Source organism: Pseudomonas sp. EA_35y_Pfl2_R111, assembly GCF_963970955.1.
GTDB lineage: Bacteria > Pseudomonadota > Gammaproteobacteria > Pseudomonadales > Pseudomonadaceae > Aquipseudomonas.
The window spans coordinates 858,950-874,977 of the sequence record NZ_CAXAOM010000002.1; the positions used below are offsets into that span (position 1 = coordinate 858,950).

Genomic DNA, 16,028 nt, shown 5'->3' on the forward strand with positions numbered 1-16,028 from the left:
ATGTGTTAAACCATTTCCTCGCCGCCTTTGCCGCCCAGGACAATTTCCCCGGCCTCGGCCATACGCCTGGCGATGGTAAGGATTTCCTTCTGCGCGGTTTCCACGTCGCTGACGCGCACCGGGCCTTTGGCTTCCAGATCGTCGCGCAGCAGTTCGGCGGCACGTTTTGACATGTTCTTGAACACCTTTTCCTTGATCGCCTCGTCGGCACCCTTGAGCGCCAGCACCAGCACATCCGAAGACACCTCACGCAACAGCGCCTGGATGCCACGGTCGTCGACATCGGCAAGGTTGTCGAAGACGAACATCAGGTCCTCGATCTGGCTGGAGAGGTCTTCGTCGACCTCCCGGATCGAGTCCATCAGCTGACCTTCAACCGAGCTGTCGAGGAAGTTCATGATATCGGCGGCACGCTTGACCCCGCCGAGCGCGGCGCGGGTGGTGTTGGAGCTGCCGGAGAACTGCTTCTCGAGAATCTGGTTGAGTTCTTTCAGTGCCGCCGGTTGTACGGTGTTCAGCGAGGATACGCGCAGCACGATATCCAGACGCACCTTATGGTCGAAGTGGCCAAGCACTTCACCAGCCTGATCGGGATCCAGATAAGCCACCACGATGGCCTGAATCTGTGGGTGTTCGTAGCGGATCACGTCGGCAACAGCGCGCGGCTCCATCCATTTCAGGCTGTCCAGACCACTGGTGCTGCCGCCGAGGAGGATACGATCGATCAGATTGCCGGCTTTGTCTTCGCCCAACGCCTGAGTAAGCATTTTGCGGATATAGCCGTCGGCACCGACGCCTAGGCTGGTTTGATCGCCGACGATGTCGACAAACTCGCCCATCACCTGCTCGACCTGCTCGCGCTGTACGTTACGCATACCGGCCATGGCCACGCCAACGCGCTGCACCTCTTTTGGCCCGAGGTGACGCAGCACCTGAGCGGCGTCAGTTTCACCGAGCGACAGCAGCAGAATCGCGGCCTTGTCGACCTTGCTCAATTTAGTGGCGGTTCGATTCTCACTCATCGGCGTTAATCCACTCTTTCACAACCTGGGCTACGCGGCCCGGGTCTTCAGCGACCAGGCTCTTGATGGCGTTCAATTGTGCATCATACCCCTCACTCGGGCTCGGTAGGAGGATGCTTTGTGGGCCGCCCAGGCTTACGCGGTCCTCGGAGAGATCACCGCCCAGAGCACCCATTTCACCCAGCTCGACATCGCCATCGCGACCATCACCCTGGCCTTTGCCACCGCTGGTGATGTTTTTCATCACCGGACGCAGCACGAACCAAACCAGAATAAAGATCAATAATGCCGGCACCAACTGCTTGAGTCCGCTCATGGCCATCAGGAACAGCTCACTCTGATACCAAGGCAACGCAACAGCATCCTCGCCCAGCTCAGCGGAGAACGGTGTATTGATCACGCTCACGCTGTCACCCCGGCTGGCGTCGAAGCCCACCGAGTCCTGCACCAGGCGGGTAAAGCGCGCCAGATCATCACTGCTCCACGGCACCCGGGTGGTTTCGCCACTGGCGGCGTCGACCCTGACCTGATCATCCACCACCACCGCTACCGACAGCCGGCGCAAACGGCCCTGCTGCTGCTTGGTGTAGCTGATCGAGCGATCCAACTCGAAGTTGCGCGTGGATTGCTCGCGCTTATCCGCCGGATACGGCGCAAGCATGGCCAGGCCGGTGGCCGGGTCAATGATCTGCTCACCGTTGGCATCCAGCAGCGGCTGCCCTGCGGGAACCGGGCCAGGCACCGCAGCCGCGCCAGCGGCTTGCTCAGGAGCTGCCGCCGCACCTGGCGGCTGATTAGCCAGAGCACCTGGCACACCTTGCGGCGGTAAGCTGCTGGTACGTTGTTCGTTGACCTGCTGTTCGCTGCGCAGCGCCGGTTGATCGGGGTTGAACATTTCCGAGGTGGATTCCACCGCGCTGAAATCCACATCCGCCGATACTTCGGCCTTGTAGCGGCCGGAGCCCAGGACTGGCTGCAGGATGTTGTGCACACGCTGGGTGAACAGACTTTCCATACGGCGGCTGTAATCGAATTGCTTGCCGGCCATGGTCAGCTCGGACATTTCCTGAATATCCGAGAGCAGATTGCCCTTCTGATCGACCACGGTGACCTGCGCCTTGTCCATTTCCGGCACGCTGCTGGCGACCAGATTGACGATGGCCATCACCTGGCTCGGCTCCAGGCCGCGCCCCGAATACAGCTCGACCAATACCGAGGCACTGGGCTTGCGCTCATCGCGCACAAACACCGAACTCTTCGGGATCGCCAGATGTACGCGAGCCGCCTTGACGTTGTTGAGGCTGGAAACGGTACGCGCCAGCTCGCCTTCCAGGCCACGGCGATAGCGGGTGGCTTCCATAAATTGGCTGGTACCGAGGCCTTGCTCCTGATCGAGAATTTCAAATCCGACGCTATTGTCCTTCGGTGCAACGCCAGCAGCAGCCAGGCGCATGCGGGCGCGGGCCAGGTCATCAGACTTGACCAGCAGTGCGCCGGAATTAGGTTCCACGGTGTATTTGATATCAGAGGCGGACAGCGTCTCCATCACCTGGGACGCATCCATACCGTCGAGGCTGCCATACAGCGCCTGGTAATCCGGCTGCTGCGACCACAACACAACGGCAAAGCCGATGGCCACGCTGGCGGCCAAACCGACCAACAGACCGATCTGGCGCAACATCGACATATCCGCGAGGTTTTCCAAAAAGGTCAGCCCAAACAGCGGCTTCTTCGGCTCATCACCCATAGTGGTGGCAGGTACATTTGCAACGACAGCTTCAGCCATAACTCAGCCCACCCTTAAACTGGCATCTGCATAATGTCTTGATAAGCCTGAACCAGCTTGTTACGCACCTGGGTCATGGCTTGAAAAGACACGCTGGCTTTCTGTGAGGCGATCATCACGTCTGTCAAATCGACGCCGCTGGTGCCCATTTCAAAGGCTGTTGCCAGCTTGCCGGATGCCTGCTGGGTTTCGTTGACCTTGCCCACCGCCTGCCCGAGCATCTCGGAAAAGCTCGGCGCACCGGGCTCCGGTGTGCTGGTGACAGGCTTCTGACGCGCCATGGCATCAGCCTGCATGGAGCGCATCTCCAGCATCAAGCGATTAAATTCAACACCCTGGCTCATCATTACCTCCACTGGCCGCGGTTTTTTGACGCTTCGCGGCGTTTGCAGAGGTATTGCAACAAGGGTGCCAGATTACTGAACTGGCTTTCGGCGCCTACTTACGCGCTTGCGAGCGGATATACAGGGCTTCGACCTTCTCCCGCGCCCAGGGCGTCTTGCGCAAAAACGTCAGGCTGGACTTGATGCTTGGGTCGCTCTTGAAACAGCGGATGTCAATCCGCTCGGCCAGTGCGTCCCAACCATACTGGGCAACCAGAGCGGTGAGAATGGCTTCAAGGGTTACGCCATGCAGCGGGTCTTTCGGTGATTGAGTCATGCAGAACCTGTACGGACAACTTGAGTGAGGCAAACCCCGCCACCATAGCCAAACCAGCCCCCAATCGAAAGCGCAGCGCGATGTCTAGCATTGATTGCGGCCATAAAAATGACGGGAGAAATTTTTAACGTCGCGCAGCGACGGCCCAGAGGATGGCGGCCACGGATGGCCAGCCATAAAAAAGCCGGCCCAACACCAAAGGTGTGGGCCGGCGAAGCACTATCGGATCGTCGTGGGGCCCGAGTCGGGCATCAGCATAAAATCCTGACTCGGTTGCTGCGCCTACAGACGATCAACTGCAGGCGCAGATAAATTCATCACGCCAGCTTGCGCTCGACCTCCTCGAACTGCGCTTGCAGCGCCGCGTCCGGCTCTTTGGTCAGCAGGCTGACAACGACGATGGCAATGCTCGCCAGGATAAAGCCCGGGATGATCTCGTACAGGTCGAAGATGCCACCAGACAATTGCTTCCAGACGACCACAGTGATGCCACCCAGGAGGATGCCAGCCAGAGCGCCGTTGCGGTTCATGCGTTTCCAGTACAACGACAGGAGGATAGCCGGGCCAAAGGCAGCGCCGAAGCCGGCCCAGGCGTAGGACACCAGGCCCAGTACCGTGGTATCCGGGTTCATAGCCAGAACCAGGGCAATGATCGCAATCAGCACCACCGCGCCACGACCAACCCACACGAGCTCAGCATCACCCGCATCTTTCTTGAGAATGGCTTTGTAGAAGTCTTCTGCCAGCGCCGAAGAGCTGACCAGCAATTGCGAGTCGGCAGTCGACATGATGGCAGCCAGTACCGCAGCCATCAGGATGCCGGCCACCACCGGGTGGAACAGGCTGTTGACCAGCACCATAAATACGGTTTCAGCGTCAGCCAGGTCGGTTTCCAGATAACCCACAGCCACCCAGCCGATGGCCAGGGCACAGAACAGGGTCAGAGCGGTCCAGCTGACAGCGATGCGACGGGCAGTCGGCATATCCTTGTCATCAGAGATCGCCTTGAAGCGCGCCAGGATGTGCGGCTGGCCAAAGTAGCCCAGGCCCCAACCCAGCAGCGACAGAATCGCGATGATACCCAGCGGTTGACCCTTGGCGTCATTGAAGAACGTCAGCAGTTCAGGGTTTTTCGCCTGGATGGCCAGGTGTGCAGCATCGATACCGCCCACGGCATTCAATGCGAACACTGGCACCAGCACCAGCGCGGCAGCCATCAACAGGCCCTGCACTACGTCAGTCCAGGCCACCGCGAGGAAACCACCGAACAGGGTGTAAGAAACCACTGCAACAGTGCCCACCACTACGGCGATCCGGTAATCGAAACCAAATACGGTCTCGAACAGCTTGCCCGCCGCCACCAGGCCGGAGCTTGCATAGAAGAGGAAGAACAGCAGGATGAAAATCGCCGATACCACACGCAAGGCGCGGGATGTGTCGTTGAAGCGGTTTTCGAAGTAGGACGGCATGGTCACCGAGTCGTTGGCTGCATGCGAGTACACGCGCAGACGACGGGCCACAAACAGCCAGTTCAACCAAGTACCTGCGAGCAGGCCGATGGCGATCCAGGTGGCTTCAAAGCCAGCAACCAGGGCGTAGCCCGGCAGACCCAGCAGCAGCCAGCCGCTCATATCCGAAGCACCTGCGGACAGCGCAGCGGTCGTCGGACCGATGGAGCGACCACCGAGAATGTAGTCGGATAGATTGCTGGTGCGTTTGTAGGCCACCAGGCCCAGCCACAGCATCAATACCAGGTAGACCACGAAGGTCACCCCTACAACAAAAACGTTTTGCTCGTTCATCTTGTTGTTCTCGTGTTGGCACGGCTCGGGCCGTGACTCTATTTTTAAGCGGCCAAAATAGCGGGCCACTCCCTTGAAACCAGCCGCCAAACGCACGCAAGCCAGTGGCGGAACATGCAACAAAGCTTAGCCGGCCGCATGAGAGTTCCCACCCACGCGTCAGCTGCTTGGTCATGGTTCTAGCGCAAACCCGCCGGTAGAACCAAGAAAACCTGGCCAAAACCTGCGCACTACGCGAATCGAGCACGGAATTTAGTGGCAGAGGCATGACCGCTTCTTACAAAAAACTCTGGAGTTATTGCAAAAAACTCCAAGCACAGGAACTTCTCGCAAACAGCTGTTTAAAGCGCAGAGCCACAGCTTTCGCCAATCTCGGTCATCCATCGCTGTGTATAGCATGCGGACAACGGCCATCTAGACTGCATCCACAAGGCTGGAGGTGTGTGTTGCAGAGCGAAGCATCCGATTACTCAATCTACCGGCGCGTAGTCTCGCAGTTGATGCAGGGCGAAGAGCAATTGCCCAGCCTGCCGACCATCACCCTAGACATCCGCCGTGCCCTGGGTGATGCGAATGTTTCCCTGAATGCCTTGGTGCGCCTGATCAGCCGTGACCCGGCCCTTAGCGCCCTGCTAATGAAACATGCCTCCAGCGCGCTGTATCGCCACACCCTAGCGCCCAAGACCCTGCACGAAGTGATCAGCATGCTTGGCATGGCTGAAGTCGACCGAATCACCATGGTGCACAGCATCAAAAGCCTGTTTACCTTGCACAGCCCAGGGCATAAGCGGCTGTTTGTCGATGCCTGGGAACGCCTGGTGATTAAGGCCAGCACCAGCGCCATGCTGGCCCGCTTGCTGGGTCATGTGATCGCGGAACACGCTTTGCTGGCCAGCCTGCTCAGCGAAGTGGGCACCCTCGCCGTACTCTCGGCGTTCAGAAATGAAAGCGTCACGCCTTCCAGCGAGCTGTATTACAAGCTGTGCCGTGAATACAGCAAATCGCTCGGCATCATCGTGCTGAAGAAATGGTCGGTGCATAACGAATATATCGAGATCATCCGCGACACCGGCAACTGGCAGCACAGTCCCGGGCATAGCCTGCAATTACTCGACCTGGTCAACCTGGCGCTCTACCACGCCATCAAGGAACGCACCCCAGATGCCGAGCTGCCGCCCCTGCAGGAGCTGGCCGCCTACCAGAAGCTGATGCCGCCGCAGGACTTTATCGGTGAGAACGGCGAACTCAGCCTGGTGATCAGCCACCGCGCCGATATTCTGGCGATTGCGCAAACCTTGCGTTAGCGATCAATCACCTGTGCACGCATGGGCGCAAGCCTTGCCAGTAGGCGGTTCTGCGCAGGCATGGGCACGCCTTGTGCGCTCATTGCATCTTGCAGGTTTTCCACCAGAGCGTTGAAGTCGCTGGGGGTTAGACTCTGGCCCTTGTGGCTTTCTTCCATGCTGTCGCCAGTGTAGGTGCACGGGCCGCCGGCCTCGACGCAGATCTGCTCCACCAGCTTGTCGCGCAGGCGCACGATATCGATATTTTCGAAGTGGCGGACGATGCGCGGGTCAGCGGCAATATTCAGCAGCATGCCTTCGACAATCCGGGTAATCCCGGCCTGCTCGCCCAGGTCACGGTACAGGCTGTCGTCTTTCGGCGGTTGCTGGACGCAGGCCGCCAGGGTGAACACAACGGCCAGCAGCAGACTGCGCATGCCTAGAAACTCCCCTGCACGGACAGGTAGACCCCGTCCTGATTATCCAGCGTGGCGATTTCACCGAGGCGCGCATAGGCCAGCACCACGGCCAGGTTCTTGTTGGGAAAGTAACCGAGAAACAGGTCGGTCCAATCGCTCTCCCCGGCAAAGCTCAAGTTATCCGGTTTCTCGCGGTACTCCACGCCTAACGCCCAGCGCGGATTGAACAGTACGGCGACGGAACCTTCCTTGAGCAGCGAGTGGCGATCACGGCGATCACCACCAAAACCTAGTAAACCCAGCTCATTAGCCCGGCTATAACGCAGTCCGCCATTGAGCAGCAGGTTGTAACCAAAGGCGCCGCCGAGAATCAGCCGGCTGGCAGTTAGATAGCCTTCGGTGTCTTCACTGCGCTGGGCGCCCACCAGGCTGGGAATCAGGAAATCCTTCTGGCGTTTGTGCTGAATACCCAATGACACCTGCGGCAGCTGGTCATAAATCAGGTCACCAAACAGGCGCACCTTGAGGCCGAAGATATCCTGACTCAGGCTGTTTTCCGGCAGATTCATGTTGCGCGCCAGGGTGCCCAGATCAAAGCGCTGGCGGGCGTAGGACAGCTCGATACGGTTATCGAACGCGACGCCAACACCGGCCACATCCAAACGGTAGTCACCGGTTTCGACCCGCGTGGCGAATACATCCGCGCCCCACTCGCCGCGCTCGCCATAGCCGGAAAGCACCGCCCAGGGTGTAATACCGCCACCGGCCGCGCCCTCAATGCTGCTGGCGCCACCCGTGGCCAACAAACGGCCATCGGCCCAGGCCAGGTTCGTGAGTAGGCCAAGCACCAGGGCAATGCAGCGTGGCAGCTGGGTCATGATCAATCCACCAGGGTCGAGGAGGCGTCAGTGTACTGCGCCATCCAGGTTTCAAAGGCTTGCGCCGCCAACGGCCGGCTGATCAGGTAGCCTTGGGCTGTATCACACTGCCAACGCTCAAGCAGCTGCAGGCTGCGCTCAAACTCGACGCCCTCGGCCACGACCTTAAGGCCCAGGCTATGGCTCATCTCGATGGTCGAACGGACGATCACTGAGTCCTCGCTGGCATCGTCCAGGTCACGGATAAACGACTGGTCGATCTTCAGCTCCTGCACCGGCATGCGTTTGAGCTGGGTAAGCGACGAGTAGCCTGTACCAAAATCGTCTACCGACAGGCTGATGCCGCACGCCCGCAAGCCCTGCAATACCTGCAGAGCAAGCTCTGGATTGAGCATCACCCCGCTTTCGGTGATCTCAAAAATCAGCTGCTCGGCCGGCACCCTATACGCTGCCAACAGTGCGATGACCCGCGCTGGCAGCTGCGGGTCGATCAGGTCGTCAGTGGAAATATTCAACGACACCTGCACACGCAGGCCGCGCCCGGCCCATTCGCATAGCTGGCGCATAACTTCCTCGATCACCCAGGCGGTCAGCAGCTGGATGCTGCCGGTGCGCTCGGCCAGCGGAATAAACTCCCCCGGCGAAACCATGCCCAGTTCCGGGTGCTGCCAGCGCAGCAAGGCTTCGGCCTGGCGCACCTGGCCGGCGGCAATATCCAGCTTCGGCTGATAGTGCAACAGCAGCTCGGCCTTGCTCGGCGCATGGCGCAGATCGCGAATCAGGCGGATCTGCCGCTGCTGGGCATCATCGCGGCCGCGCTGGTAGACCTGTAGATGGCTAGGCATGCCGGCGGCATCCTGCATGGCGATGCTCGCGCGGCGCAGCAGCTCCTCCGGGGCATTGCCATCGACGGGGTAACTGGCAATGCCGATGCGGCAATCCAGGGCGAAATCATGGGTAGCAACGCGCAGCGGCTTGAGCAGCAACTGCTGTACCTTGTCGGCGATGCCCACGGCGCTGTCGCTATCGGTGCTTTCCAGTAATAAAAGAAACTCGTCACCGATAATCCGCGCCACGCTATCGCCAGGGCGCAGAACCGCCTGCAAGCGTCGGCTCAATTGCTGCAGCGCCAGGTCTCCACCCTCTGCACCGAGGCTTTCATTGACTGCACGAAAGTTCGCCATACCCAGGTAGAGCAACGCCGTCGGCCGTCCGGCGGTGATCGCACTGCCCAGGCGTTCCAACGCCAAGGTGCGGTTCGGCAGGCCGGTCAGCGCATCATGCAGCGCATTGTGCGCCAGCTGCCGCTCACGCTCGGCAATGCCTTGCTGCATTGCTTTGAAGGCCGTGGCCAAACGCCCCAATTCATCACTGCGCTGCAGGTCCAGGCTGGCCTGATAATCGCCTTGGCGCACCCGCTCGGCGACTGCAGCCAGTTGCTGCACCGGCTGCGATACCGAGCGCGCTAGCAACAGGGCGCCAACAAGGGATGCGGTCAGCGCCACTAGGGCAATCAGCAGAATATTCTGATCAAGCGGGGCAAACGCCTGCTGCGCCTGACTCAGGGACTTGTGCAGCAGCGCGCGCACTTCAAAGCCATCACCGCTGGCCAGCACCAGGGTCTGATTAAGGTAGGACTCCTCACCGACCAGGCTCACCGCATCATCCGCCAGTTCGGCCATATTGCCTTGCAGCTGCTCACGCTGCGCGGGCGGCAGGGTGCTGATCCAGATATCGGCCACACCATCCTGGGTCGCCCGCAGGGTCAGGTCCAGGTGGGTCAGTTCGCGCAATTCGGCGGCAAATACGTCATCAACCTGAAAGCCCATCATCACCCGGGCAATCGGCAACGGCGCGGTGACCGTGGCCTGCACCAGCAGGTAGATCTTGTCGGCAATCGGCATCAAAAAAATCTGCACGCCCTCGCGTTGGCGCTGCATCACCTGGGCACTGAGGCGCTGGGCTGTCTCGCCGCTGATCTGCCGATCACTGCTGACCTCCAGGCTGCCATCCAGACCCAGCATCATCACCGCGCTGGCGTTGATCCGCGCACCATGGTTGGCCAGGGCCGAACGAATGGTCTCAGTGTCGCCACTGGCCACAGCATCCTTGAAGCCAAAATCAGCGGCCAGTACCTGCACCGCATCGTGTAACTGGCGACCACGCACTTCGAGCAACTGCTGAAACACCAGACTACCGACATCCAGCTGTTCGCGGGCCTGGCTGCGTACAGCGGCATTGGTGGCAGTTTGCACAGCCACATAAAGTGCACCCACCACCACCAACAGCAGCAAAACCAGTACACCGGCAATCCGTGCCTGAAAACTATTGCGCAGCATCGCGAGCCTTCTTGAATGCATCACCAAAGGCGCTGGCCGGCGCACTCGGCGCAGCCTGACTTGCGGGGGCCTGCATGGTCAGGGTAAAGCGTTGCTGGCTGCCAGCATCGGTTAGCTGCAACTGGCCGGCAGCCTGCGGCAACATCTCTGGCGCTTGCGGGTGCCACAGGCTGACCGTGAACGTGCCGGCCGGCAACTGCTCCAAATTCAGCTTGCCCTGCGCATCGCTGACGGCGAACCAGGGGTCGTCGGTGACATAGACATAGCCCACCATCCAGTCATGGATATTGCAGCCCAGCACCACCACACCGGGCTTGTCGAAAATCACCGGTTCGCTCGGCGTGCCCTGATACAGGCGCAGTTCAAAGCGCTTGGCGAGGGAGAACGAATAAACGTGATGGCGAATATTGTCGCTGTTGGGGAACGACACCGAGGTGCCGCTGCGCACGGCCAACACATTGGGCGCGAACTGCTGCGAGCGCTGATCCATCACCGCGGCAGCAGGTGCAACCAAAGGTGCAACCTCACTGCGCAAACTCAGTACAGCATTGGCCAAGGGCTGCCCTTGGCTATCCACGACCTCGGCCTGCAGGCTGGCGGCGTGCAAAGGCGTATTGAACAGCAATAGGCCGAGCAGCAAAAACGTGAACAATGGGGACAGGCGCTTGCTCATCAAGACTACTCGTACTTTAGGGGCACACTTGAAGTGGACAGCATCCTTGCCCAGGCACAATAAATGTCTCTGTGCGCCACAGCTTAGTCGCCAGTGTGAAGAAGTTCACGCTTGATCGGCCACACTTACCTGTGAGCACCGCCATTCAAGACGGTAGCGCGTGTTTATTCAGCGCTGCGCAAGCGTTTCGGCGTCAGGCCTAAGTAGCGGCGCATGGCGGTGGTCAGCGCGCTCTGACTGGAGAAGCCGCACTCTTCGGCAATGCGAATCAGCGGCATGCCGCTTTCGCGCAACAGTCGCACGGCGCGGTCCAGGCGGGTTTTCAGCAGGTACTGGTGCGGCGTAAGACCGACGCTGTCCTTGAACTGTGCATGGAAATGACTGGGGCTCAGGCAAGCCACCTGCGCCAGTTCAGCCACGCTGATACGCCGCGCCAGGTGCTTAACGATGTAACTGTCGAGCCGCTCCAAATTCAGTGCCCCCACAGCCCGCGCATGGGGCTCACCGAACAGGCGCAGGTGCAAGGCACGCAGCAGCACGCCGCCCAGCGCGCGGGGCAGCAGTGGATCGGTACCATAACGCTCCAGCTCGGCGCCGGCATAGCTCAGCAGGTTCTGGAAGTCGGCATCCAGTTGCGGGTAACGCGGGGTCTCAAACAGGCGGGTCAGCAGCTGCAGGTCTTCACTGGAGGTGCCCTGCTCATCCAGATCGATAACCAGCATGCGGTTATCGCCCATGCCGGCGAACTGGTGATCGGCATCCCCCGGCACCAGGCAGGCACGCATGCGGCACACTTCGCCACCGCGGCCATTGACCTCAAATTCGGCACGCCCGGCCAGCGATAACACCAACTGATGGTGGTCGTGGGTGTGCTCGTGGGCCTGGTCATCAAGACGCATCAACCGTGCGTTGAACATGAAAAGTGCAACCCTGAGAAACAGAGGTGAAACTTTAACCTTTTGCCCGGTAAAACTGCAGCCCGCACGACAAATGGGCAGCGATCGCACCAAAAACTGTCGATCTTACTGAAAGCGCCCAAATACAGGGCAAACGGTCGACCGCCCAGGAATTGCCCACCCCGAAATAGGGCCCTTGCGGGGCCTGGCAAGGGATTTGCTGAGTTTGCCTGCCCCTTGCGTACCGTTCGGGTTCAGGAATCCAGCTTATGGCCTTCAGCATTGCTCTCGCCCTGGCATTGGCGCTGTTAACCGCCGGCCACTTCCTCAGCCAGCTCGCCGGCAAACGCCACCAGCAGCATCTCAACGAGCTGCAAGCTGCGTTGCTGCAACGCGCCATCGACCTGCTGCAGAACCTACAGAAACACCGCGGCCTGGGCGCCCAGCAAGATTTGCTCAGCACCAGCCAACGCAACGCCCTTGCCCGCCAGCTTGATCAGCTCTGGCTGAACTGGCCCGGCGCAAGCCTTGCCCTTGCACCGCTACAGCAGGACTGGCCACGGCTGCGGCGCAACGCGGCGGACTTTACCGCGCATTGCCAGGTTATCGACGGTTTGCTGGAGGTTATCGCAATACTCGAAACCCGCCTGCACCAGGCTGGCAATCAACACGTGCAGGGCATCGCCCAGGCCTGCCATGGTCTAGAAAACCTCGCCCGCCTGCGCGGCCTGAGTGTACGCGCGGCCAATTACAGCCATTGCCCACCTAGTCTGAAACAGCAGATTCAGCAGCTTTGCCAGGAGCTTGAACAATCGCCAGTCGGCGCATCTCTGCAACAGGTACTGCAGCGTCTGGAGCATGAGCTGGTCGACAGCCGCGAAGTACGCCTAGCCCCTCACGAATGTTTTGCCCTGCTCACGCCGCTAATCGACGAATACATCCAACACGTACGAGCACCACTGCAGGCGGCGTTCGCAGCACAGACTCCCGCAGAACACCCCTAGCGGCTATGCTGGCAACCTCGACTTTTGCCAGGAGTTCACCATGCCCCCCCGCCTGACATTGGCCTTTAGCCTCGCGTTGCTCACCGCCTGCGCGCAAAAACCCAGCAGCGTCACCCTGGAACAGAGCCAGCAGAGCAAATGCCCGCTATCGCTGCACGTCGGCCAGCAATTTAACCTGCGCTTGCCGAGCAACCCCACCACAGGTTTCCGCTGGCTGCTGCGCGACTCAGCATCACAGGTGCTGAAAAGCCTCGGCCCCGAGGTTTACAGCAACCCGGAAGATGCCGGCTTGGTCGGCAGCGCCGGGGTTTCCACCTGGCGCTTCGAGGTCGCCCAGGTTGGCGAAGGCCAATTGGCCCTGACCTATGAACGCCCCTGGGAAGTCGGCGTAGTGCCCGCCCAACGCTTCAACTGCACGATCAAGGCGCGCTAGCGCTGGCGTTAAATGCTGCTCTAAATGGCACCCACGGCGTGGCGATCCAGTCGGCGACAGATCATAGTGCTGGCCTTTCAAGCATCAAGGAAAAGGTCATGCGTTATCTGCTGCTGGGTTTGCTGGGCGCTGCAGTGTTCCTCTGCGCACGGCTCGGTGGCCTGAGTGAGCTGGGCCTGCTCAGCAAAGGCATCCCGGTGATTGCCCTGCTGCTGTGGCTGAGAAATGCGCCGAACGGCCTGTATCGACGCTGGCTCAGCATCGGCCTGCTCTGCTCACTTGCGGGCGATATCCTGCTCGACTGGCCCGGCGATTTGTTTGTTTTCGGCCTAGGCGCCTTCCTCCTTGCCCACCTCGCCTATCTGCGCGCTTATCTGAGCGACTGCAAGCAACCTGCCTGGCTCGCCTTGCTCCTCGCCCTGGCAACCGGCGGGACGATGTTCGCCTTCCTCGCCAACGCAAATCTGGGTCCGCTGCTGATCCCCGTGGCCGGCTATGCCCTGGCTATCAGCGCCATGCTCTGGCGCGCCCTCGCCCGCCTCGGCCAGTCGGGCCTGAACACCCGCTCGACGCACCTGGCGGCCATAGGTGCAACCTTGTTTGTGCTGTCCGACAGCCTGATCGGCATTAATCGCTTTGTTGCGCCCTTCGAGGCTGCGCCATTGGCAATCATGCTCAGCTACTGGTTGGGACAATGGGCTATTGCTGCTTCGGCCTTCAAACAGGCCCGCTGAGCCATCACCATGCAGATTTGCGACCAAATAACGGCAATCAAGGTTTGGCTATACCGCGCACTTGGCTAAAATGCCTGGCTTTATCGACCAGTGCGCAGCCATCGTGAGCAAACAGCCCGACCGTCTTTTCGCCCAACCCCTGGCCCAGGTGCCGGACTTCGTGTTCAACGAAGATGTGGTGCGGGTCTTCCCCGACATGATTAAACGCTCGGTGCCGGGTTACCCGACCATTGTCGAGAACATCGGCGTACTCGCCGGCCAGTTTGCCCAGCCGCATAGCGTGCTGTATGACCTCGGCAGCTCCCTCGGCGCCGTCACCCAGGCGCTGCGTCGGCATGTGCAGATCGAAGATTGCCGGGTGATCGCCGTGGACAACTCCAGCGCCATGGTCGAGCGCTGCCGCGAGTACCTGCATGCCCAGGACTCGATGTTTCAGGAACTGCTGCCGGTCGAAGTGATTGAGGCCGACATTCTCAGCCTCAACTTTCAGCCAACCTCGCTGGTGGCGCTGAACTTCACTCTGCAATTTATCCAGCCTGAGCAACGCCTCGAATTGCTTACGCGGATTCGCCAGGCCCTATTACCCGGCGGCGCGTTGATCCTCTCGGAAAAACTGCAGTTCGAAGACACTGCCCAGCACGCCCTGCTAGGCGAGTTGCATATCGCCTTCAAACGGGCCAACGGCTACAGCGAGCTGGAAATCGCCCAGAAACGCAGCGCAATCGAGAAAGTCATGCTGCCCGACAGCCTGGAACAGCACCGCGAACGCCTGCTGGCCGCCGGCTTCAGCCAGGTTGTGCCGTGGTTCCAGTGCCTTAATTTCGCCTCCTTGATTGCCCTGCCATGATCAGCCGTCTCGACCTTGACGCCCTGCAGGCCGCGCTTGCTGGCACCCCGCTGCAGGACTGGTCCGCCGACCTGCCCGGGCAAATCGACGCCAAACTGGCCATCGGCCACGGCGACCTGCCGCGCTGGTACGGCGCAGTGCAGGCATTGCCAGAACTTAAGGTTGAGCAACTGGAGTTGCTGCACAGCTTCAGTTTCAACGGCCATTGCGACGATCCCACTCGCGCCGCACTGAAAACGGCCTTGCAGGGCTTGATTCCCTGGCGTAAGGGTCCGTTTCATCTGTTCGATGTACATGTCGACACTGAGTGGCGCTCAGACTGGAAATGGCAGCGGGTCGCGCCCTATCTCGATCTCAAGGGCAAGCGGGTACTGGATGTCGGTTGCGGCAATGGCTACTACATGTGGCGCATGCTTGGAGCTGGCGCCGACAGCGTGGTGGGCATCGACCCCAACTGGCTGTTCCTCTGCCAGTTTCTGGCGATGAAGAACTACCTGCCCGATCTGCCCGCCTGGCACCTGCCGCTGGCCTTCGAGGAATTACCCGGCAAGCTGCAAGGCTTCGACACGGTGTTTTCCATGGGCGTGCTGTATCACCGCCGCTCACCTATCGATCACCTGATCGATCTCAAGGATTGCCTGGTCAAGGACGGCGAACTGGTGCTGGAAACCCTGGTGGTCGAGGGCGATGCCCAGCAGGTACTGGTCCCTGAGGATCGCTACGCACAGATGCGCAACGTCTGGTTCCTGCCTTCAGTGCCAGCATTGGAGCTGTGGTTGCGCCGCGCCGGCTTCGTCGATGTGCGCTGCGTCGATGTCAGCACCACCAGCGTCGACGAACAGCGCTCGACTGAATGGATGCGTTTTCAGTCGCTGCCCGAGTTCCTCGACCCAGCCGATCACAGCCGCACCCTTGAAGGTCTTCCGGCACCGAGCCGCGCGGTAGTGATCGCGCGCAAAACCTAGGGTTTGGCGCGCTCGCGGCGGAGCCTACTCTTACGCGCGGCGATCACTTTAAGCGACTCTCCAGCGCCTTGCGCGACCGTAGCCTGGGTGCTGCCCAAGCGAACCAACCCCTGTGCGTCTTGCTGCAACAACTTGCGCATCTGGCGACGCCAACGCCATGCGGATAGCCAATCGACAATGGCATTTTGCAGGTCCATCGGCCACATGGCCGGCATATAGTATTCCGTGTCACGCAGATCATAAGCGCGGCGATTGGCGGGTATTTGGCGATCATCTGAATCAGTCAT

17 protein-coding genes are annotated in these 16,028 nt (G+C 60.2%); 6 read left to right on the plus strand and 11 right to left on the minus strand.

What is annotated here, in order from left to right; all coding sequences use genetic code 11:
- Positions 1-5: 5 nt before the first annotated feature.
- The 5 genes from fliG to putP all read right to left on the minus strand — a co-directional run bounded on the left by fliG (position 6) and on the right by putP (position 5,270).
- The gene (fliG, locus tag AACY25_RS12645) at positions 6-1,022 is read right to left on the minus strand and encodes a flagellar motor switch protein FliG (RefSeq protein WP_339524899.1); all 1,017 of its coding nucleotides are present in this window, start codon (positions 1,020-1,022) and stop codon (positions 6-8) included.
- The gene (gene fliF / locus AACY25_RS12650; RefSeq protein WP_339524901.1) at positions 1,015-2,808 is read right to left on the minus strand and encodes a flagellar basal-body MS-ring/collar protein FliF; all 1,794 of its coding nucleotides are present in this window, start codon (positions 2,806-2,808) and stop codon (positions 1,015-1,017) included. The genes fliG and fliF overlap by 8 nt, the downstream gene beginning before the upstream one ends.
- Before the next feature lie 14 nt (positions 2,809-2,822).
- Positions 2,823-3,152, minus strand: a complete 330-nt coding sequence (gene fliE / locus AACY25_RS12655; protein WP_339524903.1) for a flagellar hook-basal body complex protein FliE — start codon at positions 3,150-3,152, stop codon at positions 2,823-2,825.
- Positions 3,153-3,246: 94 nt separating this feature from the next.
- A complete protein-coding gene (locus AACY25_RS12660; RefSeq protein ID WP_339524905.1) occupies positions 3,247-3,468 on the minus strand; it encodes a VF530 family protein in 222 nt (73 codons plus the stop codon).
- Positions 3,469-3,785: 317 nt separating this feature from the next.
- On the minus strand, positions 3,786-5,270 hold the full coding sequence (gene putP, locus AACY25_RS12665) for a sodium/proline symporter PutP (protein WP_339524907.1): 1,485 nt from the start codon (positions 5,268-5,270) through the stop codon (positions 3,786-3,788).
- A gap of 443 nt (positions 5,271-5,713) precedes the next feature.
- On the opposite strand from putP, the gene AACY25_RS12670 reads away from it, so the two are divergent.
- Entirely contained in the window at positions 5,714-6,574 is an 861-nt protein-coding gene (locus tag AACY25_RS12670; protein ID WP_445262141.1) for an HDOD domain-containing protein, read from the plus strand.
- On the opposite strand, the gene AACY25_RS12675 is transcribed toward AACY25_RS12670, so the two are convergent.
- The 5 genes from AACY25_RS12675 to AACY25_RS12695 form a co-directional block, all read right to left on the minus strand.
- Entirely contained in the window at positions 6,571-6,990 is a 420-nt protein-coding gene (locus AACY25_RS12675) for a group I truncated hemoglobin (protein WP_339524909.1), read from the minus strand. The genes AACY25_RS12670 and AACY25_RS12675 overlap by 4 nt on opposite strands.
- Before the next feature lie 2 nt (positions 6,991-6,992).
- Positions 6,993-7,850 (minus strand): DUF3034 family protein, encoded by an 858-nt coding sequence (locus tag AACY25_RS12680; RefSeq protein WP_339524911.1) that lies wholly within the window; start codon positions 7,848-7,850, stop codon positions 6,993-6,995.
- 2 nt (positions 7,851-7,852) lie between these two features.
- Positions 7,853-10,189 carry a putative bifunctional diguanylate cyclase/phosphodiesterase gene (locus AACY25_RS12685; RefSeq protein ID WP_339524913.1) on the minus strand — a complete coding sequence of 779 codons (2,337 nt, stop codon included), beginning with the start codon at positions 10,187-10,189 and terminating at the stop codon, positions 7,853-7,855.
- Entirely contained in the window at positions 10,176-10,862 is a 687-nt protein-coding gene (locus AACY25_RS12690) for a methylamine utilization protein (RefSeq protein ID WP_339524914.1), read from the minus strand. Before AACY25_RS12690 ends, AACY25_RS12685 begins: the two co-directional genes overlap by 14 nt.
- 164 nt (positions 10,863-11,026) lie before the next feature.
- Positions 11,027-11,779 carry a helix-turn-helix transcriptional regulator gene (locus AACY25_RS12695; RefSeq protein ID WP_339524915.1) on the minus strand — a complete coding sequence of 251 codons (753 nt, stop codon included), beginning with the start codon at positions 11,777-11,779 and terminating at the stop codon, positions 11,027-11,029.
- A gap of 248 nt (positions 11,780-12,027) precedes the next feature.
- Here AACY25_RS12695 and AACY25_RS12700 point away from each other — a divergent pair, with 248 nt between their 5' ends.
- The 5 genes from AACY25_RS12700 (at position 12,028) to cmoB (ending at position 15,741) form a co-directional block, all read left to right on the plus strand.
- Complete coding sequence (locus tag AACY25_RS12700; RefSeq protein WP_339524916.1) at positions 12,028-12,762, plus strand: hypothetical protein; 735 nt, start codon at positions 12,028-12,030, stop codon at positions 12,760-12,762.
- A gap of 40 nt (positions 12,763-12,802) precedes the next feature.
- Complete coding sequence (locus AACY25_RS12705; RefSeq protein ID WP_339524917.1) at positions 12,803-13,195, plus strand: protease inhibitor I42 family protein; 393 nt, start codon at positions 12,803-12,805, stop codon at positions 13,193-13,195.
- Between the two features lie 98 nt (positions 13,196-13,293).
- Positions 13,294-13,929, plus strand: a complete 636-nt coding sequence (locus tag AACY25_RS12710) for a lysoplasmalogenase (RefSeq protein ID WP_339524919.1) — start codon at positions 13,294-13,296, stop codon at positions 13,927-13,929.
- 70 nt (positions 13,930-13,999) lie between these two features.
- A complete protein-coding gene (gene cmoA / locus AACY25_RS12715; RefSeq protein WP_339525017.1) occupies positions 14,000-14,776 on the plus strand; it encodes a carboxy-S-adenosyl-L-methionine synthase CmoA in 777 nt (258 codons plus the stop codon).
- A complete protein-coding gene (gene cmoB / locus AACY25_RS12720) occupies positions 14,773-15,741 on the plus strand; it encodes a tRNA 5-methoxyuridine(34)/uridine 5-oxyacetic acid(34) synthase CmoB (RefSeq protein WP_339524921.1) in 969 nt (322 codons plus the stop codon). The genes cmoA and cmoB overlap by 4 nt, the downstream gene beginning before the upstream one ends.
- On the opposite strand, the gene AACY25_RS12725 is transcribed toward cmoB, so the two are convergent.
- Positions 15,738-16,028 carry a hypothetical protein gene (locus AACY25_RS12725; protein ID WP_339524923.1) on the minus strand — a complete coding sequence of 97 codons (291 nt, stop codon included), beginning with the start codon at positions 16,026-16,028 and terminating at the stop codon, positions 15,738-15,740. The genes cmoB and AACY25_RS12725 overlap by 4 nt on opposite strands.